Consider the following 24,119-nt stretch of genomic DNA (forward strand, 5'->3'; position numbering starts at 1 on the left):
GGCCACACCCCGCCGGCACGCGGTTTGACCGCGCGTTGACACCCACCCGGCACCGTGGGGCAGGTCCGACCGCGCACCCCCGACGACCCGGATGAAGCGAGCCGCATGCCGAGCCTGCGTGATCAGGAGCCCGCCCGGGCCTTCCAGGGCAGACCCGCCCCGCCCGCGCCCCCGGTGACGCCGGCCGCGTCGCGGTGGACGGCGTCACGGCGCCGGGTGCTGATCGCCACCCCGGTGAGCGCGCGGCTGGCCGCGCTGGCCGGGCCGAGCGACGCCGCGCTGCTGCACCCGCAACTCGCCGCCCGACCGGCGGAGCTGGCCGAGACGCTCGCGCGGCTGCGCCCGCACACGCTCGTGGTCGGGGCCAACGCCGTCGACGCCGAGACCCTCGGCAGCTGGGCGGCGGCCGCCCGCGCCGAGGGAGGCGGGGACGGCCGCGGGCTGCTGCTGGTCCGCCGCGGCACCTCGCTCGCCGCCGTCGACTGTGCCGCCGCCACCCGGCTGGGCATCACGGTGCGCAACACCCCGGAGGTCAACGCGCGGCACGTCGCCCAGTTCATGATCGACCGGCTGTTCGCCGCGGACAGCGCACCGGCGCGGGTGCTGGGGCTGCTGGGCACCGGCGCCATCAACGGGCGGGTGGCCCGCGCCGGCACCGCCCGCGGCCTGCGGCTGGTGGTGTGCTCCCCGTCGCTCGCCGCCGACCCCGCGGCGCTCGCCGCCTGGGTTCGCCGCCACCGGCTGCCCGCCGGGAGCGTCCGCGTCGCCGCGGACGCGCGGGAGGTCCTCGACGCCGCCGACGCCGTCGCCGTCGCCGTGCCACTCGTCCACGGCGGGCCGTGGGCGACCGCGGGCCTGATCGACGCGGCGCTGCTCAAGATGTTCAGCGGCGCCCGGCTCGTCAGCGTAGCCGAACCCGAGGTGTTCACCGAGGGAGCGCTGCTCGACGCCTACGACCGCCGTGAGCTCACCGTCGTGCTGGACAACGCCCCCCGGCTGCTCGCCCCGGTGCGCGAGCTGCTGGCGGCGCGCGTCGAGGGCGAGGGCGGCCAGCCCCGCGCGGGCTTCACCCTGTGCTCCGCGGCGATGCGCACCCCCGCCTGCGACGACGATCTCGACCAGGCGGTGCTCGCCGCCGTCGGCCGGGCGGACCTGGACGACCTGACCGGCGCCGACCTGCTCGAGCCCACCGACCGCCGGATCGACGAGGACCCGGCCCCTGAGGATCCCGCCTCCGGCGGCCACGACGTGGTGGTCGTCGGCGGCGGGATCGTCGGTCTCATGACCGCCCTGCTGCTGCACGCGCGCGGCCACCGCGGCATCGTCGTCCTCGACGCCGCGCCGGCGCCGCGCACCGACCCGGCCCGGCAGGGCACGACGTTCGCCGGCTCCAACGGGCGGCACCTGTCGGCGACCGAGACCCTCCCGCAGGCCGATCAGACCCGGGTGGACGTGCTGGCCCGCGGGCCGGCGGAGCGCGGCTGGCAGGTGCGCGATCCCGCCTCGCTGACCCCGGCGGAGACCGCCTGGGCCGAGGCCTTCACCCGCCGCGCCGACCAGCCGGGCCTGCACGCCACCGCCCAGGACCTGGTGATCGCGCTGAACCGGCTCGGGCTGCGCGGCTGGGAGCGGCTGTTCGCCCGCGACGGCGCCGGCTGGCTGGCCGGGCTGCGCCGCGACGCCCGCCTCACCCGGATCTACCTCGACCCCACCGACCTCGCCGCGGGCGAGCGGCTCCAGCGCGCCGCCGACACCGGCGCCGTACGGCTGCCGCCGGCGGCGCTGGCCGGTGACTGGCCGGGGCTCGGCCGCGAGGTGCCGTTGCCGGGCGGCCCGCGCCGGATCGCGGGCGCCGTCGAGGTGGACGGCTACGCCGTCAACATCCACGATCTGGCCACGGCGCTGGCCGGCCGGCTCGCCGAGCTCGGTGTCGAGGTCCGGGCCGGTACCCGGGTGACCCGGCTCGATCCGGTCGCGGGCGCCGGCAGCGGCGGCAGCGGCAGCGTTCGGCTGCATCTCGAGGACGGGCGGGTCCTCGACGCTCGGCAGGCCGTCGTCACCGTGGGTGGGCCCGCCCTGGCGCGGCTGTTCGGCGACGGCGGCTGGCCCGGCGCCGGCGCGGTGAGCCAGCTGCTGGGCCTGTCGCTCACCCTGCCCAACCCGGGACTGCGCCGGCCGGTGAAGATCCACGCCGGCGATCCGCTCGGGGTGATGAACGTGACGCTCTCCCCGGACGGCACACTGATCCACGTCAGCGCCGGTTTCGGCTACCTCGGGCTCACGCCCAGGACGGCGGCCGCGGCGGGGGTGGCCGAGCTGCGGGCGATCTTCGAGCGCGCCGTCGCCGGCCTGTTCCCCGGGCTGGTCGGGGCCGACGGGCGCCTCGACGTCCGCGACGCGCGGGTCTGCGAGCGGCCCGCCACCCCGGACGGGCTACCCCTGGTCACCGCCGTGCCTGGCCACGCCGGCCGGGTGGTGGTCGTCGCGGGGACGAACGCGGGCGGCGCGGTGCAGGCACCAGCGGTGGCGCTGCTGGCCGCCGACCTGCTCGCGGGCTCCCCGCGCTGCGCGGGCCTCGCCATGGCCGGTGACCGGATCGGCCTGCCACCCGACCCGGAGGAATCGCCCTGCGCGCCATAGTGGCGACGTTACGTGGCAGGCATTCCCGTCGCCCGGCGCACTCGGCGACCGGCGCGTTATCGTCGAGCGATGTGAGGGTGCGCCCCGGTCTGCTGACCCGCCGGACCCGTCCGCGAGGTCCGGCCAACCCGCCGGGGCAGGGACAGGAGGCGACGCCGGTGACCGACGAGGACGTGCGGGTGGTCCGCTGGTCGCCGAGCCGTATGCAGGCCCGTCTCGACGACGTCATCGGCGTCTACAAGGCGGCCTTCCTCGACCATCACGAGGCCGATCCGGTCCGGGCCGCCCGTGACCGGGCCCTGCACGCGCGCCGCCACTTCGAGCGGCCCGAGCTGCGTGCCGTCGCCGCCGTCACCGCCGACGACACCCTCGTGGGCATCACCTACGCGCTGCCCGGCCAGGCCGGCCAATGGTGGCACGACGTGGTGGTCGAGGCGCTCGGCGCCGTCTCGGTGCCGGCGGCCGCACACTGGCTCGACGACTGCCTGGAGATCGTCGAGCTGCACGTGCTGCCCACCTACCAGGGTCGTTCCATCGGCCGGCAGCTGCTGCGGGAGCTGCTGCGCGGGGTGCCGCACCGGACCGCCGCGCTGTCCGCGCTGGAGCCCGCCGGCAGCCGGGCGCGGCGGTTGTACGCGAGTGAGGGATTCGTCCCGCTGCTGTCGGACTTCCAGTTCCCCGGCACCCTGACGCCCTACGCGGTGCTCGGCAAGGAACTGCCGGCCCTGGCTGAGGCCCCGGCCGTCACGCCCACGACCGGCTCCGGCGACGGCCGCGCGGCAGGCGCCGGCCGTCCCGAACCCGTGCGGTGATGTCCGACCGCCCGGCGTCCACGGCGCAGCGGGCGGCACGGCCAGGCACCCGGCACATGCCGGGCGAACCCCCCATCCGGCGCCCACCGAGCTGGGCGTGGTTGGCGGTGGCGGCGACCCTCGCGGTCCAGATCCCCTATCCGCTGGTCGACGGGACGAGCCGCGCCGCGCTGACGATCATCTCGGTGCTGACCGTCCTCACCGCCTCGGTCCTGCACGCGGCGGCGACCCGCGGCCCGCGCTGGACGGCGGCCTACCTCGTCTCCACCGTCGGTACGGGGCTCGCCGTGGAGACGCTGGGAGTGCACACGGGGGTGCCGTTCGGTCGGTACGCCTACGGGGGCTCGCTGGGTCCGCGGGTGTTCGGGGTCGCCGCCGTGGTCCCGCTGGCCTGGGCGATGATGGCCTACCCCGCCTACGTGCTGGCCCGCCGGCACGAGCACGCGCCGGACCGCGCCGCGCTGCTCGGCGGGCTGGTGCTGGCCACCTGGGACCTGTTCCTCGATCCGCAGATGGTCGCCGCGGGGCACTGGACCTGGTCGGCGTCCGGGCCCGCGCTCAACGGCATCCCGCTGACGAACTTCCTCGGCTGGCTGCTGGTCGGCACGGTGCTGACCGGCGTCCTGCTGGCGCTGCCCGACCGCCATCGCCATGAGCGGCGGGACGAGGCCATCCCGCTGGCCCTGCTGGGGTGGACCTACCTGTCCTCGGTGCTGGCGAACGCGGCCTTCTTCGGCCGTCCGGGTGTCGCCGTGACCGGCGGGCTGGCGATGGGGGCGGTGCTCGCGACCGGCCTGCGGACCTGGCGAGGCGACCGCCGGGACGTTCCCCAGGGCGATCCGTGAGGCGACCGCCGGCCGGGTGGCGGGCGGGGCGCCGCCGGTCGGTGGTGTCGCGGGCGGCGGTGGTGTCGCGGGCGGCGGTGGTGTCGCGGGCGGCGGCGGTGGCGTCGGTCGGGGTGGCCGCGCACACGGTGGTCAACGCGCGGCTGCTGCGGGTCGCGCCGCCGGCCCGCGACCTCCCCGAGCGGGTGTCGGTGATCCTCCCGGTGCGGGACGAGGCCACCCGGCTCGACGGCTGCCTCGCCGCCCTGCTCGCCGCCGAGCACGTCGCCGACCTGGAGGTCGTCGTCTACGACGACGGGTCCACCGACGCCACCGGGGCGATCCTCGCCGGCTGGGCGAACCGCGACCGCAGGGTCGTCGCGCTGCGCGGCGGTGACCTGCCACCCGGCTGGCTCGGCAAACCGCATGCCTGCGCGCGGGCGGCGGCCACCGCGACCGGCTCGGTGCTGGTCTTCGTCGACGCGGACGTGATCGTCGCGCCGGCGGGGATCGCCCGCGCCGTGGCGTTGCTGCGCGACAGCGGCCTCGACCTGATCTCGCCGTATCCGCGGCAGGAGGCGGTGAGCCTCGCCGAGCGGCTGGTCCAGCCGCTGCTGGCCTGGTCGTGGCTGGCGCTGCTGCCGCTGCGGGCGGCGGAGCGGTCCGCGCGGGAGTCGCTGACGGCCGCCGGCGGGCAGTTCCTGTGCGTGGACGCGGCGGCGTACCGGCGGGCCGGCGGGCACGCGGGAGCGGGGGTCCGCGACCAGATCCTCGAGGACATCGCCCTGCTGCGGGCGATCAAGCGCGACGGCGGGCGCGGCGTGGTCGTCGACGGCACCGACCTGGCCTCGAACCGGATGTACACCGACTGGACGTCACTGCGCGACGGCTACGCCAAGTCACTGGCCGCCGCGGCCGGGGGCAGCGCGGCGGGCAGTGCCGCGCAGGTCGGCCTGCTGTGGTGGCTGTTCGTGCTGCCGGCGGTCGCGGCCCTGCGCGGCCGGCGGGCCGGGATGGTGGGCTACCTGGCCGGGGTGGCCGGACGGCTGGTCACGGCCCGGCGCACCGGCGGGCGGCGCTGGCCGGACGCGGCGGCCCACCCCGTCTCGATCGTCCTGGTCGGCTACCTGACCGCGCTGTCCTGGTGGCGCCGCCGCCGTGGCAGCGCCCGCTGGAAGGGCCGCCCCGTCGGGCCGGACCGGATCCGCTGACGGCCGGGGCGGGGCCGCTGGTTGGGCCGTAGAGTCGTCGCTGTGGCCCGGGTGGTGGTGATCGGCGCCGGGATGGGTGGCCTGGCCGCCGCCGCCCGCCTCGCCGCGACCGGTCATGAGGTCACCGTCTGCGAGCAGTCGTCGGAGATCGGCGGGAAGCTCGGCTGGTACGAGCGGGACGGATTCGGCTTCGACACCGGCCCGTCCCTGCTGACGATGCCCGGTGTGTTCGAGGATCTGTTCGCCGCGACCGGCGGCCCGCTGCGCGACGCCGTGGCGCTACGCCGCCTCGATCCGATCGCCACCTACCGGTTCGCCGACGGCACCACACTCGCCGCGCACGCGGACGACGACGCCTTCACCGCCGAACTCGACGCGTGCCTCGGCGGCGGCGCGGGTGCCGACTGGCGGCGCCTGGCCGCCCGTGCCGCACGGGTGTTCGACGCCGCCGAGGGGCCGTTCCTGTCCAGCCCGGTCCGTCCCGCGGGCCTCGCCCGACTCGCCTGGGCCTCCCCCGGCGACATCGGCGCGGTCGCGCCCGGGCGCAGCCTGCGCCACCTGGGCACCGGCCTGCTGCGTGACCCGCGGCTGCGCCAGCTCCTCGACCGCTACGCCACCTACTCGGGCTCCGACCCGCGCCGCGCCCCGGCCGCCCTGGTCTCGGTCGTCCACGCCGAACGTCACTTCGGCGCCTGGTACGTGCCGGGCGGGCTGCGCCGGCTCGGGCAGGCCGTCGCCGAGCGCGCCGCCGGGCATGGGGCGCGGTTCCTGCTGGACACCCGGGTGCTCACGGTGACGCGGACCCCCGGCGGGCGGGTGGACGGGGTGCGGCTGGCCGACGGTGTGCTGCTACCCGCCGACGTCGTCGTCGCGGACGTGGACGCGGCCAGCCTGTACGGCCGTCTCGTCGACGACCCGGCCGGCCGGCGCGCGGTGCGCCGGGCGACCCGGTCGATGTCCGGGTTCGTGCTGCTGCTGGCCCTGTCCGGCCGCACCCCGGGGCTCGGTCACCACACGGTGACCTTCCCGGCGGACTACGACGCCGAGTTCGACACCGTGTTCGGCGGCCGGCTCGCGCCCGACCCGGCGATCTACGTGAGCGCTCCCGACGACCCTGCCTGTGCCCCGCCCGGGGACGAGGCCTGGTTCGTCCTCGTCAACGCCGCCCCCCATGTCCCCAGCGGCCCCGACCCGTCCGACCAGGCCGATCCATCCGCCCTCGCCGATCCGGACGATCTCGCCGGCTGGTCCAACCTTGCCAACCTTGCCAGCCAGGCCGCTCGGCGGCGTGGCGGCGGCCCGGCCGCGTGGGTCGACCGGTTCGGCGAATTCGGGCGTTACCGCGGTAACAAGCGGTCCCGCGGGACCCAGCGGTCCCGCGGGGACGGGCGCGCGGTGGTGGCGCGCGGACTGGACTGGGACCGCCCGGGCCTCGCCGACGGGTACGCGCGCCACCTGCTCGACCTGCTCGCCGCCCGGGGGTTCGACGTCCGCCCGCGGCTGCGCTGGTACGAGACGATCACCCCCGCCGATCTGGAGCGACGAACCGGCTCGGTCGGCGGCGCGATCTACGGCAGCTCCTCGAACGGCGCCCGGGCGGCCTTCCTGCGCCCGCCGAACACCACCCGCGTCCCCGGCCTGTTCCACATCGGTGGCTCGGCGCATCCCGGCGGCGGGCTCCCGCTGGTCGTCCTGTCCGCCGCCATCGCCGCCGACCTGATCGGCCCGGCCTGACGGCGCGCAGCATCGCCGAACCCGCGAAACCCGGGTCGCTCTTCACCACGGCGTAGCGCAGCGCGTCGTCAGGTCATTCTCGCGGTTCGGGTCGCCCGGCCGGGCCCAGCGCCGCCCACACCGTCCGCCCGAGCTGCGCGACGCCGATCACGCAGACGGCCAGCGTCACCGCCGCCGCGATGGTCGCGCCGAGCGCCGCGAGCCCCGCTGCCAGGCCCGCCCCCGCCAGCCCGAACCCCGTGGCGATCAGCCGCGTCGGCCGCTCCCCCACCGTGACGACGCCGATCTCGCCGAACCCGGCGTTGCCGGCCCGCGCCCGGGTGTACTCCAGCAGCCACAGCGCGCAGCCGGCCGCGACCAGCAGGCCGCCCGACGCGCCGAGGCACCACAACGCCGTCAGGCAGAGCATGTCCCCGCAGCGGTCCGCGACGGAGTCCAGCACGAAGCCCCGGGGCCCGGCCCGGTCGGTCAGCACCGCGACGGCACCGTCGACGCTGTCGGCGACGCCCCCGACCACCAGCGCCGCGACCCCGAGCAGCGGCCAGCGCCCGCCCGCCGCGGCCGTGGGCACCGCGAGCCCGGTGACGACCACGCCCGCCGCCGTCACCGCGGACGGCGGCACCCGCAGGGCCGCCAGCGGGCTCGCCAGCCGGTGCACCCACGTCAGCCAGGCACGCACCAGCCACAGGCCGTCACGCGGGTCGTAGCCGCCGTGCAGCCGCGCCCAGCGGTCAAGGTAGGCGTCGCGGTCGGGTACCGGGGTGCGCACGCCGTCCATCGTGCCCGCGGCGACCCGCCGCCTCCCGCCGGTGGCCGCCGCCGAGCGTACCGGCGGCGTCGATCGCGGCCGCGGCATACAGTCAGCGACGTGACCGAGCAGGCGAACGGCGTGGTGGCGAGCCTCGATGACCTGGACGCGGAGACGGTGTTCGCCGCGCACCGCGACCAGGTGATCCTCGCGGTGCACATCGCCCCGGTCTTCAACACCCTCGACCTGGGCCTGGTCTCCGCCGTGATCGACGCCGCCAACCAGGCCGGGTTCGCGCTGGTGCGCGAGCGCGCCTTCCGCGACGAGTGGCTGCTGTGCGTGTTCGACGCCTACGACGACCACACCGCCGACCACACCGCCGACCCGGCGGCCGGTCCCGACCCGGAGCCGGCGCGCGGCGCGGTCGGCGACGGGGACGCCTGAGCGGCCCCGTCGCGGCACTACCGGACGGCCTGGAAGATCTCCCGGGTGGCGCTGGACCGGTTGAGGGTGATGAAGTGCAGGCCGGGCGCGCCGCCGTCGAGCAGGCTCCGGGACAGCTCGGCGGCGACCTCGACGCCGATCGCCCGCACCGCCGCCGGATCGTCGGCGACCGCCTCCAGCCGGGCGGCGAGCGCGGGCGGGAAGGCGGCGCCGGACAGCTGCGCCATCCGGACGATCTGCGCGACGTTGGTCACCGGCATGATCCCCGGGATGATCGGCTTGTCGCAGCCCAGCGCGCGGACCCGGTCGACGAGGCGGAAGTAGTCGTCCGCGCCGAAGAAGAACTGGGTGATGGCGTAGTCGGCGCCGGCGTCGAACTTGCCGACCAGGTGGCGCGCGTCGGCGTCGAGATCGGCCGAGCGGGGGTGCTTGTCGGGGAAGGCCGCGACGCCGACGCAGAAGTCACCGACGGAGCGCACCAGCCGGACCAGCTCGTCGGCGTACGACAGGCCCCGCGGGTGGGCCGCCCACTCGCCCTGCGGGTCGCCCGGCGGGTCACCGCGCAGCGCCAGCACGTTGCGCACGCCGGCGCCGGCGTAGTTGCCGATCACCTGGCGCAGCTCGGCGACGGAGTGGTTGACCGCCGTGAGGTGCGCGATCGGGGTGAGCGTGGTCTCCGTGGCGATGCGCTCGGTCACCCGGATCGTGCCGTCGCGAGTGGAGCCGCCGGCGCCGTAGGTCACCGAGACGAACGACGGGCGCAGCGCCTCGATCTGGCGCAGCGCCGTCCACAGCTGGCGCTCGCCGTCCGCGGTGCGGGGCGGGAAGAACTCGAAGGAGAACGACGGAACCCCCGAGGCGAGGAACTCGGCCATCGTCGTCGGTTTCGCGCTCACAGTCGGGACCGCCGTCATGCCCTGAGAGTAGCCCGGAGAGGACCACGCCCTGGGACGGCCTTCGGGATCCGGGGAGACGGCTCAGATGGGCAGCGGGCCGAGCGGCGCCGTCAGGCCCACCCGCACCCGTCCGCTGACCGTCCGGGTAACGATCTGGCGGGCCGCGCCGGGCACCGGGGTCAGCTCGAGGTCGACGCCGCGCGGGTCGCCGGCCTCGGTCTGCACGCCGTACTCGGCGTCGGGCAGCATGACGGTGACCAGGCCCGTGTCGCTGCGCGCGTGCACGGCGTCCGGCGGCGCGGCGAAGTGCAGGGTGACGTCGCCGCCGTGGCTGCGGGCGGCGACGGGGCCGGCACCGAGCTCGCGGCCGGCGATCGTGCCGTCCCGGGTGACCAGCGACAGCTCCCCACCGAAGCCCCACAGGGTGATCTCCCCGCTGAGCACCTCGGCACGCAGGCGGGTACCGGGCGGCACGGCCAGCTGGACGCGCACCTCGCTGCGCCGGCCGTCGACGCGCAGGCGACCGTCCGCGACGGTCACCCGGGGGGACGCGCGGCCGGGCCGGCGGCGCACGGTGAGCTCGACGCGCACGTCAGCGCGGTCGCGCTCGGCCGCCTCAACCCGGCCCGCGGCCACCATGACCTCGACGGCGTCGATACCGTCGACGGTGTGGACCAGCTCGGCGGGCGGCAGCCGCAACAGGGAGAGACCGCCCAGCGCGGCGACCAGCAGCACGGCGGCGACCACGACGACGGCGGTGTCGAACACGGGCACACCGCACGGTACCCCGCCGCCGCGCGATGACCGGGGCCCGACGATGACCGAGCTGGGGCCGCGGGTGTCCGCCGTGCTGCGCCGGTTCGCCCGGGCCCGCGGCGAGGCGCTGCGCGGGATCGACGCCGAGCTCGAACCGTTCGTCCAGCTCGCCGAGGACGTGCTGGTCCGCGGGGGCAAGCGGGTGCGCCCGGCGTTCTGCTACTGGGGCTGGCGCGGTGCGGGCGGCGAGGACTGTGACGAGATCGTCACGGCGGCCGCCTCCCTGGAGGTGCTGCACGCCTGCGCACTCGTGCACGACGACGTGATGGACGACTCGGACCTGCGCCGCGGCCGCCCGAGCGCGCACCGGCGCCTGGCCGGCCTGCACGCGGCGGACGGGCGCCCCGGGGATCCGGCCGCCTTCGGCCGCTCGGCCGCGATCCTGCTCGGTGATCTGTTCCTGACCTGGGCCGACGACCTGCTCATGGCGAGCGGGCTGGCGCCAGGCGCGCTCGCGCGGGCCTGGCCGACCTACGCCCGGATGCGCGCCGAGCTCGTCGCCGGGCAGTACCTGGACCTGACCGGACGGCTCCTCGACGCGGACGGGCGGGTGGCCGCGGACCCGGCGCGGGTGGGCCGCATCGCCCGGTACAAGACCGCCGGCTACACGGTGATCCGCCCGCTGCAGCTCGGCGCTCTGCTCGCCGGCGCCCCGCCGGGGCTGCTCGACGCCTACGCGGCGTTCGGCCGGCCGCTCGGCGAGGCGTTCCAGCTGCGCGACGACATCCTCGGCGTGTTCGGTGACCCGGCGGTGACGGGCAAGCCCGCCGGCGAGGATCTGCGGGACGGCCGGCCCAACGCGCTGCTGACGCTGGCCCTGCGCCACGCCGACCCGCCGGCCGCGGCGGCGCTGCGCGCGCTCGTCGCCGCCCCGGCGACCCCGGCGGCACTGGCCCGGGCGCGGGAGCTGATCGTCGCCAGTGGCGCCCTCGCGCTCGCCGAGGAGCGCATCGCCGCGCACACCGCGCGGGCGCTGGCCGCCCTGGACGACCGCGACCTCGACAGCCCGGTCCACGACGCGCTCACCCGGCTCGCCACCGCCGCCACGGCACGGGCACTGTGACCGGTCACTGTGACCGGTCACTGTGACCGGGCACGGCGCGCAGGGCGCCGGTGGGGCGGGCGGCGCGGGGACACGGGAGGTGGGTGGCTGATGCGCACGGTGGAGGGTCCGACGGACCATGTCGTCATCGTCGGCGCGGGGTTCGCGGGGCTGTCGGCGGCGCTGCGCCTGGCCGGGGCGGGCCGGCGGGTGACGGTACTCGAGCGGGAGGCGGTGCCGGGCGGGCGGGCGGGCACGCTCACGCTCGGCGGCTACCGGTTCGACACCGGGCCGACGGTGCTGACCATGCCCGAGCTGATCGCCGACGCCCTGGACTGCGTCGGCGAGGACCTCGACCGCTGGCTGACGCTCACCCGGCTCGACCCGATGTACCGGGCGTTCTTCGCCGACGGCTCGTCGCTGGACGTGCGCGCCGATCCCGCCGACACGGCCGCGGAGATCCGGGCGCTGTGCGGGCCGGCGGAGGCGGCCGGCTTCGAGCGGTTCGTCGCCCTGGTGACCCAGATGTTCCGCACCCAGCTGACGACCTTCATCGACGCGCAGGTCGACTCGCCGCTGGCGCTGCTGCGCCCGCAGCTGGCCCGGCTCGCGGCACTCGGCGGCTTCCGCCGGCTCGCCCCGGTCGTCGGGCGCTACCTGCACGACCCGCGCACGCAGCGGATGTTCTCCTTCCAGGCGATGTACGCCGGTCTCGCCCCGCACGACGCGCTGGCCCTGTACGCCGTCATCTCCTACATGGACTGCGTCGCCGGGGTGTACCACCCCAGCGGGGGGATGCACGCCGTCGCCGAGGCGCTGGCGGGAGCGGCGGCCAAGCACGGCGTCACGCTGCGCTACGAGACGACGGTGACCCGGGTCGAGGTGCGCGGCGGACGGGCGGTGGCGGTGCACACCGCGGCCGGCGAGCGGATCGCCGCCGACGTCGTGGTGCTCAACCCGGACCTTCCGGTCGCGTACACCGACCTGCTGCCCCCCGGGGCGGCGCCGGCCCGGCTGCGCCGGCTGCGCTACTCGCCGTCGTGCTTCCTGCTGCTCGCCGGCGCCCGGGTGGACTACCCGCACACCGCACACCACACCATCCACTTCGGCCACGCCTGGCGGCGCACGTTCCGCGAGATCATCGACCGCGGGGAGCTGATGAGCGACCCGTCGTTCCTGGTCAGCACCCCCTCGCTCAGCGAGCCGGCGATGGCCCCGGCGGGCGCCCACGCGTACTACGTGCTGTTCCCGACGCCGAACCTCACCGCGCCGCTGGACTGGTCGGTGCTGCGCGAGCGCTACCGCGACGAGGTCGTGGCCACCTGCGAGCGCCGCGGCTACCCGGGACTGGACGCCGCGATCGAGGTGGAGGCGGTGACCACCCCGGCCGACTGGCGGGCACGCGGGATGGCGGCGGGCGCGCCGTTCGCCGCGGCGCACACCTTCCGCCAGACCGGCCCGTTCCGGCCGTCGAACCTGGCGCCGGGACTCGCGAACGTGGTGTTCGCCGGCAGCGGTACCCGGCCGGGGGTCGGGGTACCGATGGTGCTCGTCTCCGGCCGGCTCGCCGCGGAACGGATCCTGGGCCCCGATCGTCATTACCGTTCGCGGGCGCAGCGCTGACGGACAGCGGCGGAGAATCGTAAAGTTCCTGAACAGCGGCTTAGAAGTGGCTTCGGACCGCGCCGTGCCGAGTCCTTTGGTTCCCCGTTTCGCGACGCGGCTGGGAGAATGCGGTCATGGACGAAGGGCTCAGCCCGGCCGGCCTCGCCGTCCCGGACACCACCACGGACGCGGCCCTGCTCGAACGCGCCCTCTTCGAGATCAAGAAGGTGATCGTCGGCCAGGACCGGATGATCGAGCGGATGCTCGTCGCGCTGCTCGCCCGCGGGCACTGCCTGTTGGAGGGCGTGCCCGGCGTGGCGAAGACGCTCGCGGTGCAGACGCTGGCGACGGTCGTCGGCGGGTCGTTCGTCCGGATCCAGTTCACCAACGACCTGGTTCCCTCCGACATCGTCGGCGCCCGCATCTACCGGGCCACCCAGGAGGCGTTCGACGTCGAACTCGGGCCGGTGTTCGCGAACTTCGTGCTCGCCGACGAGATCAACCGGGCACCCGCCAAGGTGCAGTCGGCGCTGCTGGAGATCATGTCGGAGAAACAGGTCTCCCTCGGCGGGGCCACGCATCCGCTGCCCCGGCCGTTCCTGGTGCTCGCCACCCAGAACCCGATCGAGTCCGAGGGCGTCTACCCGCTGCCCGAGGCCCAGCGCGACCGGTTCCTGATGAAGGTCACCGTGCCCTACCCCAGCCCGGCCGAGGAGCTGGAGATCGTGCGGCGGATGGGCGTCTCGCCGCCCGCCCCCGAGCGGATCCTCGACCCGCGGGCGCTGTCGCGGCTGCAGGACCGGGTCGACAGCATGTTCGTCCACCACGCGATCATCGAGTACGCGGTGCGCCTCGTGCTCGCCACCCGCGCGCCGGCCGAGGCCGGGCTGCCGGAGCTCACCGGCCACCTCGCCTACGGCGCCTCGCCGCGGGCCTCCCTGGGTCTGGTCGCCGCGGCCCGCGCGCTCGGCCTGCTGCGCGGGCGCGACTACGTGGTGCCCGACGACGTCACCGCCGTCGCCCTGGACGTGCTGCCGCACCGGCTCGTGCTGTCCTACGAGGCGCTGGCCGAGGGGCTGTCCGCCGACGCGATCGCCGCGCGGATCCTCGAGGCCGTCCAGCCGCCGCAGGTGGCGCCGCGCCAGCAGGGCCCCTACCCGCAGCAGACCGCCCATCCCACCGGCCCGCTCACCGGCGGCTGGGGCGCGAACCCCCGCTCGGGCTTCCCCGAGTACCTCGACCGCGGCTCGACGCCGTGAGCCCGGTCCCGGCGAACCGGGCGGCCTCGGCCGCACCGGTCGGGGGCACCGACCCGGCGGTGGAGCGCACGCTGCGCCGCCTCGAGCTCACCGTGCTGCGCCGCCTCGACGGCATGCTGCTCGGCGACCATCTCGGGCTGCTGCCCGGCCACGGCAGCGAGAAGGCCGAGAGCCGGGAGTACACCGTCGGCGACGACGTGCGCCGGATGGACTGGGCCGTCACCGCCCGCACCACCGTCCCGCACGTGCACGACCTCATCGCCGACCGCGAGCTGGAGACCTGGGCGCTGGTCGACCTCACCGCCAGCGCCGAGTTCGGCACCGGCGCCTGGGAGAAACGTGACCTGGCGGTCGCCGCGACCGCCGCCGTCGGCTTCCTCACCGCCCGCACCGGCAACCGGATGGGCGCGGTCGCGCTCACCCAGGACGGCACCCGCGTGATCCCCGCCCGGCCTGGCCGGGCCGGCCTGCGGGCGCTGCTGCGCACCCTGCTGGCGCTGCCCCGCGGCGCACACAGCCGGCCGGCGCGGCGTCCCGAGCCGGCCGCGGCGACGGACCTCGCCACCGCCGTGCAGGCGCTGCTGCGTCCGCCGCGCCGGCGCGGGCTCGCCGTCGTCATCACCGACTTCCAGTCCACCGACCTCGGCTGGCAGCGTCCGCTGCGGGTGCTCGGCGCGCGCCACCAGGTGCTCGCCGTCGAGATCCTCGACCCGTTGGAGCTCGCCCTGCCCGCCGTCGGCCTGCTGCCCGTCGTCGACGCGGAGACCGGCGCCTTCTATGAGGTGCCCACCTCGTCGCGCCGGCTGCGGGAGCGGTACGCGGCCGCCGCCGCCGCGCATCGCCGCGAGGTGGGGCTCGCGCTGCGCCGGGCCGGCGCCGACCATCTGGTGCTGCGCACCGACTCCGACTGGCTCGTCGACGTCGTCCGGTTCGCGTCGGCGAACCGGCGCGCCCGCGGCGCCGCCCGCCGCCCGCCGGTCCAGGCGGCCGCCCGGTGAGCTTCCTCGCCGGCCACTGGCTGTGGCTGTACCTGGCCGTCGGCGCGCTGCTGGCCGCCTACGTCGTGGTGGCCGCCCGCCGCCGGGTGTACGCGGCGCGGCTGTCGTCCACGTCGGTGCTCGCGTCGGTGCTGCCGCGGCGTCCGCAGTGGTGGCGCCGGCACGTCCCGGCCGCGCTGCTGCTGCTCACCCTCGCCGGGCTGGTGTTCTCGCTGGCCCGCCCGGCCCGGGCCGAGCGGGTCCCGCGGGAGCGGGCGACGATCGTCCTGGCGATCGACGTGTCGAACTCGATGGCGGCCACCGACATCGCGCCGACCCGGCTGGAGGCGGCCAAGCAGGGCGCTGAGGCGTTCGTCGACCGGCTCCCGCCGCGGATCAACCTCGGCCTGGTCGCCTTCGCCGGCAGCGCGACGGTGCTGGTCCCGGCGTCCACCGACCGCGAGTCGGTCCGCGCCGGTATCCGCGGCCTGCAGCTCGGCCCCGCCACGGCGATCGGCGAGGGCGTGTTCGCGTCCCTGCAGGCCATCACCACCACCAGCAGGCGGCTGTCCGACGCCGGGCAGAGCCCGCCGCCGGCCGCCGTCGTCCTGCTCTCCGACGGCGAGACCACCCGCGGCCGGCCGAACTCCCAGGCCATCGACGCGGCCAAGCGGGCCCACGTGCCCGTCGACACCATCGCGTATGGCACCCCGGGCGGCACGCTGGACGTCGGCGGCCAGGAGGTACCGGTCCCGGTCAACGAGCAGGCGCTGCACGAGATCGCCGACCGGACCGACGGCTCCTACCACCGCGCGGCCAGCGGCGACGAGCTGCGCTCGGTGTACCGCAGCCTCGGCAGCTCCATCGGCTACCGCACCGAGTACCGCGAGGTCACCACCTGGTTCCTGGGCCTGTCCCTGGCCCTGGGCTTCGCCGCCGCAGCCACCTCGCTGGCCTTCACCTCCCGCCTGCCCTGAACCGGCGGACGACCCCGCTCCGGGGGGCGCCCGCGGGGCGGATACGCTGCGGCGACGTGAGGGAGCTCGACGCCGCCGGGATCGACGATCCGCGCCTGCGCGCGTCCTACCGCCAGGCCCGTGCCCTGCACGCCGCCCACGGCCGCACCTACTACCTCGCGACGCTGCTGCTGCCCGCCTGGAAGCGGCCGCACGTGCACGCCCTGTACGGTTTCGCCCGCCACGCCGACGACATCGTCGACGACCTGGACTCGGCACTGACCGGCGCCGAGCGGGCCGCGCTGCTGCGGGCCTGGGGTGAGCGGTTCGTCACCGCCCTGCGCGAGGGCACCCGCGCCGAGACCGTCGACGCCGACCTCGCACCGTCCAGCGACGCGGCGACGGGCGGGGTGTCGGTGCTGCCGGCGACGGTCGACACGGTCCGCCGCTTCGGGCTCGACCCCGACCACTTCGACGCGTTCCTCGCCTCCATGGCGATGGACCTGACGGTGGATGGCTACGAGACCTGGGAGGACCTGCTCGTCTACATGCACGGCTCCGCGGCGGTCATCGGGCTGCAGATGGTGCCGCTGCTCGAGCCGGTGGACGACAGCGCGCTGCCCTACGCACGCGACCTCGGCCTCGCCTTCCAGCTCGCCAACTTCGTCCGGGACGTCGGCGAGGACCTGCACCGCGGCCGGGTGTACCTGCCCGCGACGTCGCTGGACCTGTTCGGCGTCACCCGGGAGCACCTGGCCGCGGGCGTCGTGGACGGCCCGGTGCGCCGGCTGCTGGCGTTCGAGATCAGCCGGGCCCGGGAGCTGTTCCGCGCCGCGGAGCCCGGGATCCGGCTGCTGCATCCCACCTCACGGGACTGCATGCGTACCGCGCTGGTTCTCTACCGCGCCATCCTCGACGAGGTGGAGCGCGCCGACTACCGGGTGCTCGAACGGCGGGTGTCGGTGAGCGTGCCGCGCCGTCTCGCGGTGGCGGGGCCGGCGCTGGTCCGGGCTACCCGCGCCCACCGCCGGCACCGCGACGACCATGCCGCCGGCGCCGCGCGCGGCGGCGCTCAGATCAGCTCGCGGCCGCCCAGGTAGGGCCGCAGCACCTCGGGCACCCGGAGCTGGCCGTCCGCGGTCTGGAAGTTCTCCAGCAACGCGGCGAGCAGCCGCGGGGTGGCCACGGCGGTGTTGTTCAGCGTGTGGGCGAAGCGGATCGTGCCGTCGGCGTCGCGGTAGCGCAGGTTCGCCCGGCGGGCCTGCCAGTCATGCAGGGTCGAGCAGCTGTGCGTCTCGCGGAAGCGGCCCAGCGACGGGAACCAGGTGTTGATGTCGTTCATCCGGAACTTGCCGACGCCCATGTCGCCGGTGGCGCACTCGACCACCTCGTAGCACAGGCCGAGGTCGGTCAGGATGCGCTCGGCGGTGGCGAGCAGCTCGGCGTGCCAGCGGGCCGACTCGGCCTCGTCGGCGGCGCAGAGCACGAACATCTCGACCTTCTCGAACTGGTGCACCCGCAGCAGGCCACGCACGTCCCGGCTGGCACTGCCGATCTCGCGGCGGAAGCTCGGCGCGATGCCGGCGTAGCGAAGCGGCAGCCGGTCGGCGTCGAGGATCTCCCCGGCGTGCAGGCCGACGAGCGCGACCTCGGCGGTGCCGGCCAGGTACAGGTCGTCGGCCGGGATGGCGTAGATCTCCTCCCGGGCCTTGGGTAGCATCCCGGTGCCGACCAGCGGCTCCTCGCGGACCAGCGCGGGCACCGAGACCGGGGTGAACTCCCTGCCCCGCAGCAGGTCAAGCGCGTAGGAGTGCACCGCGCGCTCCAGCATCACCAGGTCGCCGACCAGCGCGTACGCGCGCTCGCCGGCCACCCGACGGGCACGGGCGAACTCGGCCCAGCCGCGGCGCTCGGCCAGCTCGGTGTGGTCCAGCGGGGTGAAGTCGAACTCCGGCGGGGTGCCGACGGTGCGCAGCACGACGTTCGCCGACTCGTCCGGCCCCACCGGCGCGCCCGACCAGGGGATGGTCGGCGTCTGCAGCATCAGCTCGGCGAGCCGGGCGCCGCTCTGGGCCAGCCGCTCGCGCAGCTCCCGGAGCTGGCCGTCGAACGCCTCGTGCTCGGCGCGCAACTCCGCGCGGCGGGCCTCGTCCGCCTTGGCGAACTGCTTGGAGAAGCTGCGCCGGGTGGCCTGCGCCGTGTCGACCTCGAACTGCAGCTTGCGATTGTCCTGGTCGAGCTGGAGCAGCTCGTCGACATCCAGGTCGAGTCCCTTGGCCGCGACGGCGTCCTTGACGGCCTGCGGGTTGTCCCGGATGAACCGCTTGTCGAGCATGAAACGCGTCAGCCCCTGATAGATTCCGCGGCACGTCCATGGCGCGGCACGTCCATGGCGCGGCGTTCGGTGCCGCACCGCACCTTGACAGCCACGCTATCAGCCCTCCGCGACGACTCCGCAGGGCCGCAAGCCGCGCCACAGGTCACGCGCGCATGCTCGGGTGCGAGGCTCGGACGCCGCACCATGACGTCGACCCGCCCCGGACCGTGCGGCCATGGGGCCACGTCGACCGGTTACGGTGCACAGACCACATCCGTCCGCCCGGCGGGCTGGCGGAACCGCCCGGGTACGCAATCCACCCGGGCTCCGGGGCCCGGCGTCCCGGGGCCGCCCCGTCGTCTGTCAGGGTCGTCCCGGCACCGAGGGGCCGCCCCACACGCGAAGAGTCGAGGAGGCCGGCGACGGTGGCGACCAGTTCGAGGGAACGACGGCAGCGTGAGCTGGCCGAGGCCCGGGCGGCCCGGCAGACCCAGCGGCGGCGCGACGCGCATCGCCGCCGCCAGCAGCGGCTGGCGATCGTGGCCGGATTCGTGACCGTGGTGGTCGCGGCGTCAGCGATCGCCGCGATCCTGCTCACCGGCCAGAACCACGACTCCGACACGGCGAGCTCACCCACCGACGCGGGGAACCCGTCGGCCGCCCCGTCGGCCGCCGCCGCGGCCACGAGCAAGGTCGGCAGGTGCGTCTACACCGCCAACGGCGAGACGCCGGCCCGCGGGGCCGCCCTGCCGAAGGCGGCCGGGTCCGTCGACACCTCCCCCGCCACGATGGTGATCACCACGAGCGCCGGGACGATGACGGCGAGCCTCGACGCGGCGAAGGCGCCCTGCACGGTGCACGCGCTGCTCACCCTGGCTCAGTCCAGGTACTACGACGACACCGTCTGCCACCGCCAGACGGGCGGCACCGAGGCCGGCATCTCCGTGCTGCAGTGCGGCGACCCGACGGGCACCGGCAGCGGCAGCCCGGGCTACGGCTACGCCAACGAGAACACCGAGGGCGTCACCTATGACCGCGGGGTGCTCGCCATGGCGCACAGCTCCGCCCCGGACAGCAACGGCAGCCAGTTCTTCATCAACTACGCCAACCCCACGAAGGACGGCGCGGCCGCCCTCGCCGGCGGTTACACCGTCTTCGGCAAGATCACCGAGGGCCTGGACGTCCTCGACAAGCTCACCAGGCCGGGCATCGAGGGCGGCGGCTCCGACGGCGCCCCCGCCAGCAAGGCCAAGATCCTCTCCATCACCATCACCCAGGGCGCCTGACCCGCGGGCCCGCCGCCCGGCCGGACCACGGGCGGGCGGCGGGTTCGTCCCGTCGCTAGCCGCCCCAGCGGCGGATGGTGTCGATGCGGGCCTGGAGCTGGGCGGCGGTGGCCTGGCCGCTCGGCGGCCCGCCGCAGGACCGGCGCAGCTCGGCGTGGATCATGCCATGCGGCTTGCCGGTGCGATGGAAGTGCGCGCCGACCAGCCGGTTCAGCTCGCGGCGCAGCTCGCCGATGACCTCGTGCTTGGGCCGGATCTCCTCCACGGCCGCACCCTTGCCACCCGCACCCCCGCCACCCGCGGCCGTACCGGCGCCACCCATACCGCCGGCCGCTTCCGTGCCGGCCCGGGCCGCGGGGACGGCGGTGGCCTGCTCGGTGGTGGCGCGGGCGGCGTCGCGGCGCGCGGCGGCCTGCTGGGCGGCCTGCCGCTGGCGCAGCAGGACGGCGACCTGGTCGGGCTCGAGCAGGCCGGGAAGGCCGAGAAAGTCCTCCTCCTCAACGGAGCCCGCGGGCGCCGGCGTCCCGAACTCGCCGCCGTCGAAGATCACCCGGTCGAGGTGGGCGGACGAGCCAAGCGCCGTGAACAGCGTGTCGGGCTGGTCGGGGGCGTCGCGGCGCCGGTTGGCCTCGCGCAGCGCGTCGTCGTCGAAGGCGTCCGGGTCGCGGGGGGACTTCTCCAGCGCGTGGTCGCGCTGGACCTCCATCTCCCCGGCGAGCCCCAGCAGCGACGGCACGCTGGGCAGGAACACCGAGGCCGTCTCGCCCCGCCCGCGCCCGCGCACGAACCGGCCGACGGCCTGGGCGAAGAACAGCGGCGTCGAGGCGGAGGTGGCGTACACGCCGACCGCGAGGCGGGGGACGTCGACGCCCTCGCTGACCATCCGCACGGCCACCATCCAGCGGGCCTCCGACCGGCGGAACGTGTCGATCTTCGACGACGCGGTCGGGTCGTCGGAGAGGATCAGCGTGGGTGAGGCCCCGGTGATGCGGGCGAGCAGGCCCGCGTAGGCGCGGGCCGCGGCATGGTCGGTGGCGATGACCAGGCCGCCCGCGTCGGGCATGCCGCCCCCGCGCACCTGCGACAGCCGGGTGTCGGCGGCGGCGAGGACGGCGGGCATCCAGTCGCCCTTGGGGTCCAGCGCGGTGCGCCAGGCGGCGGCGGTCTGCTCCCCGGTCAGCGGTTCGCCGAGCCGGGCCGTCAGCTCCGCGCCCGCGCTGGTGCGCCACGACATCTCCCCCGAGTAGGCGAGGAAGAGGACCGGGCGCACGACCCCGTCGCGCAGCGCGTCGGCATAGCCGTAGGAGGAGTCCGCGACGCTGCGCAGGACGCCGTCGGGGCCCGGCAGGTAGGTGACGAACGGGATCGGGTTGACGTCCGAGCGGAACGGCGTTCCGGTCAGGGCGAGGCGGCGAGCGGCCGGGGCGAACGCCTCACGCACGGCCTCGCCCCAGGACAGCGCGTCACCGGCGTGGTGGATCTCGTCGAGGACGATGAGGGTGCGCCGGGCGGCGGTGCGCGCCCGGTGCAGCGCCGGATGGGCCGCGACCTGCGCGTAGGTGACGGCGACGCCGGTGTAGTCGGACGAGGTCGCCCCGGCGGAGTTGCGGAAGTCCGGGTCGAGGTCGATGCCGACCTCGGCGGCCGCGGCCGCCCACTGGCGCTTGAGATGCTCGGTCGGGGCGACGACCGTGATCCGGCTGATCTCGCCGGCGGCCAGCAGGTCGGCGGCGACCCGCAGGGCGAAGGTCGTCTTGCCCGCGCCCGGCGTGGCCACGGCGAGGAAGTCACGCGCGCCCGAGGAGGTGCGGGCCTGGTACACCTCCAGCGCCGCGCGCTGCCACGCGCGCAGGGGCCGCGCGGGAGCTCCGGATCCGGGCTGGCGAGGACGTCGGTCGAGGGGTCCGGCTCTCACCCACTCACTGTAGAAGGCGGCGGCCGGCGGTGGCGCGCAGCCCGCCCGCGTGCCACCAGGACCACATTCTTCCCGGAACTGGTCCCGAAGGGACCACGGACAGTATGACCGTCTTATCTCACAGAGGGTTAAGCTCCAGGAGTCAACCGATTGACTTCGGAGGCCCCGATGCAGCTCACGACCGGTCCTTCGGTACCTTCTCGGACGCCCGCGGCCGCCGGCTTGTCTTCCGACGGCGCCCGTACGGTCCGCGGTCAGGCTACCCGCACGCCGAACGCGCGGCTGCGCCTGAGCCGGGAGGAGCGAGGCTGGTCGCAGGAACGGCTCGCCACCGAGATCCGCCGCTTCTCCGTCATCCACGAGGGCCGCGAGGCCGGGGTGACCGGAAACATGATCTGCAAGTGGGAGAAGGGCGACAAGAAACCAAGCCTGCGTTATCAGCGGCTGCTGCGGGCCCTATTCGGCCGGTCGTCGGTCGAACTCGGTTTCGTGGACGACGAGGCGCTGCCGCCGGGCGGCGCGGCAATGCACCCGGGAATGGGCCGGGGTATGGCGCCGGCGGCCGCCGGCGGGGAGCGCCCCACGGGCCGCGAGGTGACGCCCGGCAGCACGCTGGTTCTGCACGCCGACAGCGCCGTGATCGACCCGAATGGCATTCCCGTGGAACGGCGCGACGTACTGCGCCTGCTCGCCGCCGCCGGCGGTGTCGCGGTGGTCCCGATGACCGCGGGGGCCGACTGTCCGCCCTGGGAGCGGCTCTCCGCGGCGCTGCGCCGGCGCGCCACGGTCACCCCCGAGCTCGCCGAGGAGCTCGGCCAGCGCACGGCGGGGCTGTACGGCCTGGAGGAGCGGGTGCCGGCCCGCGTCCTCATGCAGCGGGTCACCGAGCATCTCGGCCGGATCACCCAGCTGCTGGAGTCCACCGGTCGCTCGCCGGTGCGCCGGTCGCTGACGTCCACCGCCGGCGAGACCGCCGCGCTGGCCGGCTGGCTGGCCTTCGACATGAACGACCTGCCCGCGACGGTGGCCTACTACCGGGTCGCGATCGAGGCGGCCCGCGACGCCGACGACCACGGGCTGTGGGCCTGCGTGCTGGGCTACGAGAGCTACCAGACGGCCAGCCAGGGCCGGCACGACCAGGCCTGCGCCCTGCTCGGCGAGGCCCAGCGGCGGGCCGCGGGCGGCAGCACGGTGATGACCCGGGCGTGGCTCGCCGCCCGGGAGGCCGAGGAGCAGGCCGCGCGCGGGGAGGGCCGGGCGGCGCTCGCCGCGCTCGACCGGGCCCAGGACGCCTTCGAGCGCGGTGAGAACGACGGCGGCCGGGTCTGGACCCAGTTCTTCGACCGCGGCCGCCTGGACGGTCTGAAGGTCACCACCTACACCCGGCTGCGCCGCCCGGCGGCGGCCTACGCCGCGGCCACCGAGGCGCTACGCGCGTCGGGCCCCGGCGCCACGAAGAAGCGGTCGCTGCTGATGAGCGACATCGCCGAGGTGCACATCCAGCGCCGCGAGATCGAGGCGGCCTGTCACTTCGCGGCCGAGTCGCTCGCGATCGTGGCGCAGACGGACTTCTCGCTCGGCCTCTCCCGCATCCGCCGTACCCGGGAGCACCTGCGGCCCTGGCAGCACACCGCGGCCGTGCGCGACCTGGACGACCAGCTGCGCGCCCTGGTCTGACCGCCCGACGATCTCGCCGGGACCGCCCTCCTGCGGCCTCGGCGGATCGTCCCACCCGCGCCGGGGTGGGACGACCGCCTGGTGGCACGACGTCCGGTCGCCGCCCCGGCCCCGCCAGGGCCGGCGCGGAAACCGGACGTCAGCTGCGCACGGTGGGAGCGGTCTCCGTCGTGATCCACTGCAGGTAGTCGGCGTGGCCCGCGACGATCGGGGTGGCGATGATCTCAGGATTGTCGTACGGGTGCAGGACGACGAGCCGCTCGCGGAGCTCGTCGAATCGCTCGGTCGTGGTTTTCGCGAGACAGAGCCATTCGTCGGCCTGCTCGATCTCGCCCTTCCAGCGATAGATGCTCCGCATCGGTCCGAGCACCTGGAAACAGGCGACCAGTCGAGCCTCCACCAGGGCCCGGGCGATACGTTCTGCACCTTCCCGGGAGTCGATACTCACGATGACCTGCAGGTGACCCATGCGCACTCCCATCTGGACACGGGGATACCCGCGATACTCTACATCGACAGGTCACTTGGGCCGTCGATTTTTTGGCACCCAGAAGTGTCATCGGTATTCTTCTTCAGACATTCCACCTCTTATCTACCCGGAACGGATGGGTATCGGTGCCACCCGTTAACGGCGGGTTGATGTGGAGGGCACTTTCCGGGGTGGATACACCACGCTGAGCGCAGGACGGATCGGGCACGACCGCGCATCGGCGCCGGCCACGCCGGGTCGCCGGGCGAAAAATGCTTTCTCGGCAATGAGCCCGCCCGGGCCAAGGCGCGGAAATCCGGGTGGCCGTGTCGGCGGGACGCGGCGTCACCGGAACGGCACCTTGGGGGTTATCCCGCACGGACCATCCGGATGTGCCCGCAAGGGTTATGACTGTGTGGCCGGGCGACCACTCTTGCGAATCAGCCAATGTCCAGTATCGGACGATTCCGGTAGGTTCCGTGGTCATTGCT

The 24,119-nt window shown here is 75.5% G+C and carries 19 protein-coding genes and 1 pseudogene; 14 read left to right on the top strand and 6 right to left on the bottom strand.

Going from position 1 to position 24,119, the window contains the following annotated elements:
- The first annotated feature begins 105 nt into the window (after positions 1–105).
- The 5 genes from AC6EXY_RS05130 to AC6EXY_RS05150 all read left to right on the top strand — a co-directional run bounded on the left by AC6EXY_RS05130 (position 106) and on the right by AC6EXY_RS05150 (position 7,221).
- Positions 106–2,640: an FAD-binding oxidoreductase gene (locus AC6EXY_RS05130; RefSeq protein ID WP_101830900.1), complete on the top strand. Its 2,535-nt coding sequence runs from the start codon at positions 106–108 to the stop codon at positions 2,638–2,640.
- A 203-nt stretch (positions 2,641–2,843) separates the two neighbouring features.
- Complete coding sequence (locus AC6EXY_RS05135; RefSeq protein WP_207770215.1) at positions 2,844–3,452, top strand: GNAT family N-acetyltransferase; 609 nt, start codon at positions 2,844–2,846, stop codon at positions 3,450–3,452.
- 107 nt (positions 3,453–3,559) lie between these two features.
- The gene (cruF, locus tag AC6EXY_RS05140) at positions 3,560–4,297 is read left to right on the top strand and encodes a bisanhydrobacterioruberin hydratase CruF (protein WP_499842302.1); all 738 of its coding nucleotides are present in this window, start codon (positions 3,560–3,562) and stop codon (positions 4,295–4,297) included.
- Positions 4,294–5,487 carry a glycosyltransferase family 2 protein gene (locus tag AC6EXY_RS05145; RefSeq protein ID WP_480014313.1) on the top strand — a complete coding sequence of 398 codons (1,194 nt, stop codon included), beginning with the start codon at positions 4,294–4,296 and terminating at the stop codon, positions 5,485–5,487. Before cruF ends, AC6EXY_RS05145 begins: the two co-directional genes overlap by 4 nt.
- A 42-nt stretch (positions 5,488–5,529) precedes the next feature.
- Positions 5,530–7,221, top strand: a complete 1,692-nt coding sequence (locus AC6EXY_RS05150) for a phytoene desaturase family protein (RefSeq protein WP_243407311.1) — start codon at positions 5,530–5,532, stop codon at positions 7,219–7,221.
- A gap of 73 nt (positions 7,222–7,294) precedes the next feature.
- Here the strand turns inward: AC6EXY_RS05150 and AC6EXY_RS05155 are convergent, their stop codons facing one another.
- Positions 7,295–7,999: a CDP-alcohol phosphatidyltransferase family protein gene (locus tag AC6EXY_RS05155; RefSeq protein WP_499842306.1), complete on the bottom strand. Its 705-nt coding sequence runs from the start codon at positions 7,997–7,999 to the stop codon at positions 7,295–7,297.
- 90 nt (positions 8,000–8,089) lie between these two features.
- Here AC6EXY_RS05155 and AC6EXY_RS05160 point away from each other — a divergent pair.
- Positions 8,090–8,329 (top strand): annotated as a pseudogene (locus tag AC6EXY_RS05160) (hypothetical protein); the annotation flags it as partial.
- Positions 8,330–8,430: 101 nt separating this feature from the next.
- Here the strand turns inward: AC6EXY_RS05160 and metF are convergent.
- Positions 8,431–9,327: a methylenetetrahydrofolate reductase [NAD(P)H] gene (gene metF, locus AC6EXY_RS05165; RefSeq protein ID WP_101833201.1), complete on the bottom strand. Its 897-nt coding sequence runs from the start codon at positions 9,325–9,327 to the stop codon at positions 8,431–8,433.
- Positions 9,328–9,390: 63 nt separating this feature from the next.
- A complete protein-coding gene (locus AC6EXY_RS05170; protein ID WP_207770423.1) occupies positions 9,391–10,077 on the bottom strand; it encodes a DUF4097 family beta strand repeat-containing protein in 687 nt (228 codons plus the stop codon).
- Positions 10,078–10,126: 49 nt separating this feature from the next.
- Here AC6EXY_RS05170 and AC6EXY_RS05175 point away from each other — a divergent pair, with 49 nt between their 5' ends.
- From AC6EXY_RS05175 to AC6EXY_RS05200, 6 genes are all read left to right on the top strand, one after another.
- A complete protein-coding gene (locus AC6EXY_RS05175) occupies positions 10,127–11,188 on the top strand; it encodes a polyprenyl synthetase family protein (protein ID WP_499816700.1) in 1,062 nt (353 codons plus the stop codon).
- 90 nt (positions 11,189–11,278) lie between these two features.
- On the top strand, positions 11,279–12,790 hold the full coding sequence (crtI, locus tag AC6EXY_RS05180) for a phytoene desaturase family protein (protein WP_499816699.1): 1,512 nt from the start codon (positions 11,279–11,281) through the stop codon (positions 12,788–12,790).
- Positions 12,791–12,906: 116 nt separating this feature from the next.
- Positions 12,907–14,031, top strand: coding sequence for an AAA family ATPase (locus tag AC6EXY_RS05185; RefSeq protein WP_101834270.1), 1,125 nt, complete (start codon positions 12,907–12,909; stop codon positions 14,029–14,031).
- Positions 14,028–15,029, top strand: a complete 1,002-nt coding sequence (locus AC6EXY_RS05190; protein WP_101834268.1) for a DUF58 domain-containing protein — start codon at positions 14,028–14,030, stop codon at positions 15,027–15,029. Before AC6EXY_RS05185 ends, AC6EXY_RS05190 begins: the two co-directional genes overlap by 4 nt.
- Positions 15,026–15,985: a VWA domain-containing protein gene (locus AC6EXY_RS05195; RefSeq protein WP_101834266.1), complete on the top strand. Its 960-nt coding sequence runs from the start codon at positions 15,026–15,028 to the stop codon at positions 15,983–15,985. Before AC6EXY_RS05190 ends, AC6EXY_RS05195 begins: the two co-directional genes overlap by 4 nt.
- Positions 15,986–16,041: 56 nt before the next feature.
- Positions 16,042–17,064 (top strand): phytoene/squalene synthase family protein, encoded by a 1,023-nt coding sequence (locus AC6EXY_RS05200; RefSeq protein ID WP_101834264.1) that lies wholly within the window; start codon positions 16,042–16,044, stop codon positions 17,062–17,064.
- Here the strand turns inward: AC6EXY_RS05200 and serS are convergent.
- The gene (gene serS, locus AC6EXY_RS05205) at positions 17,037–18,299 is read right to left on the bottom strand and encodes a serine--tRNA ligase (protein WP_101834262.1); all 1,263 of its coding nucleotides are present in this window, start codon (positions 18,297–18,299) and stop codon (positions 17,037–17,039) included. The two genes, AC6EXY_RS05200 and serS, sit on opposite strands and share 28 nt — an antisense overlap.
- Positions 18,300–18,706: 407 nt before the next feature.
- On the opposite strand from serS, the gene AC6EXY_RS05210 reads away from it, so the two are divergent.
- A complete protein-coding gene (locus tag AC6EXY_RS05210; protein WP_101834260.1) occupies positions 18,707–19,567 on the top strand; it encodes a peptidylprolyl isomerase in 861 nt (286 codons plus the stop codon).
- Between the two features lie 55 nt (positions 19,568–19,622).
- On the opposite strand, the gene AC6EXY_RS05215 is transcribed toward AC6EXY_RS05210, so the two are convergent.
- Positions 19,623–21,482: a DEAD/DEAH box helicase gene (locus AC6EXY_RS05215; protein ID WP_165818597.1), complete on the bottom strand. Its 1,860-nt coding sequence runs from the start codon at positions 21,480–21,482 to the stop codon at positions 19,623–19,625.
- A 168-nt stretch (positions 21,483–21,650) separates the two neighbouring features.
- On the opposite strand from AC6EXY_RS05215, the gene AC6EXY_RS05220 reads away from it, so the two are divergent.
- Complete coding sequence (locus AC6EXY_RS05220; protein WP_101834257.1) at positions 21,651–23,159, top strand: helix-turn-helix domain-containing protein; 1,509 nt, start codon at positions 21,651–21,653, stop codon at positions 23,157–23,159.
- Positions 23,160–23,298: 139 nt separating this feature from the next.
- Here the strand turns inward: AC6EXY_RS05220 and cutA are convergent, their stop codons facing one another.
- Positions 23,299–23,628: a divalent-cation tolerance protein CutA gene (gene cutA, locus AC6EXY_RS05225; RefSeq protein ID WP_101834275.1), complete on the bottom strand. Its 330-nt coding sequence runs from the start codon at positions 23,626–23,628 to the stop codon at positions 23,299–23,301.
- Positions 23,629–24,119: the final 491 nt, after the last annotated feature.

This window comes from Frankia sp. RB5 (assembly GCF_059816245.1).